General features: G+C 71.1%; 4 protein-coding genes. 2 read left to right on the top strand and 2 right to left on the bottom strand.

Translation table 11 applies throughout. From position 1 onward, the window contains the following. Both bchO and sphsw_RS10805 read left to right on the top strand, forming a co-directional pair. Positions 1–753, top strand: a 753-nt coding sequence (gene bchO / locus sphsw_RS10810) for an alpha/beta fold hydrolase BchO (protein ID WP_031440632.1), incomplete at its 5' end; no start/stop codon positions are given. Next, positions 750–947: a hypothetical protein gene (locus sphsw_RS10805; RefSeq protein WP_031440631.1), complete on the top strand. Its 198-nt coding sequence runs from the start codon at positions 750–752 to the stop codon at positions 945–947. The genes bchO and sphsw_RS10805, both read left to right, overlap by 4 nt. Here the strand turns inward: sphsw_RS10805 and sphsw_RS10800 are convergent. Both sphsw_RS10800 and sphsw_RS10795 read right to left on the bottom strand, forming a co-directional pair. Then, a complete protein-coding gene (locus sphsw_RS10800; protein WP_031440630.1) occupies positions 894–1,604 on the bottom strand; it encodes a hydratase in 711 nt (236 codons plus the stop codon). The two genes, sphsw_RS10805 and sphsw_RS10800, sit on opposite strands and share 54 nt — an antisense overlap. A 122-nt stretch (positions 1,605–1,726) precedes the next feature. After that, positions 1,727–2,327: phytoene desaturase family protein (locus sphsw_RS10795; protein ID WP_031440629.1), on the bottom strand; the 601-nt coding region annotated here is incomplete at its 5' end.

Genomic DNA, 2,327 nt, shown 5'->3' with positions numbered 1-2,327 from the left:
CTGCTCCACGGTACCGGGGCGGCGACGCATAGCTGGCGGACGCTCGCACCGTTACTCGGCCAGCACTACCACGTCGTCGCGGTTGACCTGCCCGGGCATGGCTTCACCACCGGCCGCCCGGTCGGCGGTCTGTCGATCGCGGGCATGGCGGGCGCGGTCGCGACGTTGCTCGGTGCGCTGCAGGTCACGCCGCAGGTGATCATCGGCCATTCGGCGGGCGCGGCGATCGCGGCACGGCTGGCGATCGACGGCACGGCGTCCCCGGCGGCGATCATCGGGTTGAGTGCGGCGCTGCTGCCCTTTCCGGGGCTGGCCGCGACATTGTTCCCGACGATGGCGCGCGCGCTGTTCGTCAATCCGATCGCGCCGCATCTCTTCGCGCGGATCGCCCGCACCCCGGGCGAGACGGGTCGGTTCCTGTACCGGTCGACCGGATCGCGGATCGATGACGCGGGCGTGGCCTGTTATGCAGCGTTGCTCGGCACGTCGGCGCAGTGCGCGGGCGCGATCGGCATGATGGCGGCCTGGGATCTGGTCGGGTTGCGGCGGGATCTGGCGCGCCTGAAGACGCCGGTGCTGCTCGTGCACGGCGACGCCGACCGGGCGATCCCGTTGTCGAATGCGCGCGAGGCGGCGGCGGCGGTCGGTGACGGGCGGCTCGAGACGCTGCACGGGCTCGGCCATCTCGCGCATGAGGAACGCCCCGAAGAGGTCGCGGCGATCGTCCGGCAGTTCATGGAGGCCCGTATATGACCGGCATTCTCGGCCTGCTCGACCTGATGATCGCGGGCGCGCCGGTCATCATCTTCTGCGTGTGGCAGCTCGTCTCGGTCAATCGGGCGATCGCGAAGGGCCGGAACGCGAAGGACCCGCCGCCGCCGCCGGACGTCGCGTCACCAGAAGGCGCGGGGCATCCGGTAGGGGAGCATCGACTGGACGATCGGTGACCGGAAGCGGCCGAGCGCGAGGCTTTCATGCACCGCGCGCACCTCCTCGCCGAACAGCCGCGTGGCCAGCGCGGAGCGGGCATAGAAGGGGGCATCGATCCACGTCTTCACCACACGCGGGCGATGTCCCGCATCGGCCCGCGTCGCGCGCTTGATGAGCCAGCCGGTCCGCGGCAGGGCCGCCGGGGCGGGCTGGATGACGTCGTGCCACCGGCCCTGCGCATCGAATTTCAGCGCGAGGTCGAACGGCGTGCCGTCGCGGCGTCGCCCCTCGTACAGCACTGCGACGTCGCTTTTCAAATGCGCGCGTGACCAGTGCCAGTCGTCGAACCCCGCCTCGAGCGGTTCGTCGCCGAAGTTCGAGTCGAAATAGCCGGGGCCCGACCAGCGGACGCCGGGATGCGTCATCGCGACCTCGACCTGTGCGCGGGGTGCGACCGGATGCCAGCGATGCCGCCCGCCCGGATCGAGCGCGAAGGCGGTGGTGCCGATCATCGCGGGGATGACGCGGATCGTGCCGCGCACAGGGTAGGGCAGCGGCGCGGATCGTTCGCGGATCTCGATCACCAGCGTGTCGCCGTCCCAGCTGAGGCTGCTCGGGCCGACGACGAAATGATCGGTGCCCCGGTCGACGCGGTGCGCGGGACGTTCGGTCATCGCCCAGGCGCTGCCGCGCGGGCCGGTCAGCGCGACGTTGATCGCGCAGTGGTTTTCGGGGGTCTTCCGGCCGCTAAGCTTGTAATAGGGCGAGAAGACGCTGCCGATGAAGGCGATGATCGTCAGCCCGTGGGCGCCGTCCGCGCTGGTCGCGTCGACATACCACCAGGCATAGCCCTGGGCATCGACACGAACGTCGAAGCGTGGTCCCTGAGCAGGCAGTCGACGGCTAGCCGGCCGGAAAGCGCCGCCATCGGGACGCCCGCGCCGGGGTGGGTGCTCCCGCCCGCGCAATAGAGCCCAGGGATCCGAGTCCGGCTGCCCTGCCGGCGGAAGGACGCCGCCCACCCGTGCGAGGCCCGTCCATAAAGGGCTCCACCCGTCGAGGGACACAGTGCCTCGAACGCGTGCGGCGTCGTCATGACGGTCGAGGGCGCCAGATCGAGCGAAAGTCCCGCCTGCGAAACGCCCTCGAGCATGCGCCTCGTCCATGTCGCGATCTCCTCCTGGCTGGTGTCCGGTCCGTCGCCGGTGGGCGGCGCGTTGACGATGATCTGCACGCGTTCGGGGCGGGCCGGGGCGGGCGCGCCGCGGCGGTCGTCGTCGCCGCTGTCGCTGCGATCCTGCGCGCAGACATAGACGCTCGGCCGGGCGGCGGCGCGACCGGCCGACAGCGCGGCGAATTCGGCCGGATAGTCGTCCGAGAAGAAGACGGTGTGGCGG

It is taken from the genome of Sphingomonas sp. FUKUSWIS1, from assembly GCF_000733135.1.
GTDB classification, from domain to species: Bacteria; Pseudomonadota; Alphaproteobacteria; order Sphingomonadales; family Sphingomonadaceae; genus Sphingomonas; species Sphingomonas aerolata.
The sequence above is the reverse complement of the archived record's forward strand: the minus strand, read 5'-3'. Positions and strand labels throughout refer to the sequence as shown.

Bases quoted from the DNA above. Each gene is read 5' to 3' on its own strand.
- sphsw_RS10805 (WP_031440631.1), top strand. From the start codon at position 750: ATGACCGGCATTCTCGGCCTGCTCGACCTGATGATCGCGGGCGCGCCG.
- sphsw_RS10800 (WP_031440630.1), bottom strand. From the start codon at position 1,604: ATGACCGAACGTCCCGCGCACCGCGTCGACCGGGGCACCGATCATTTC.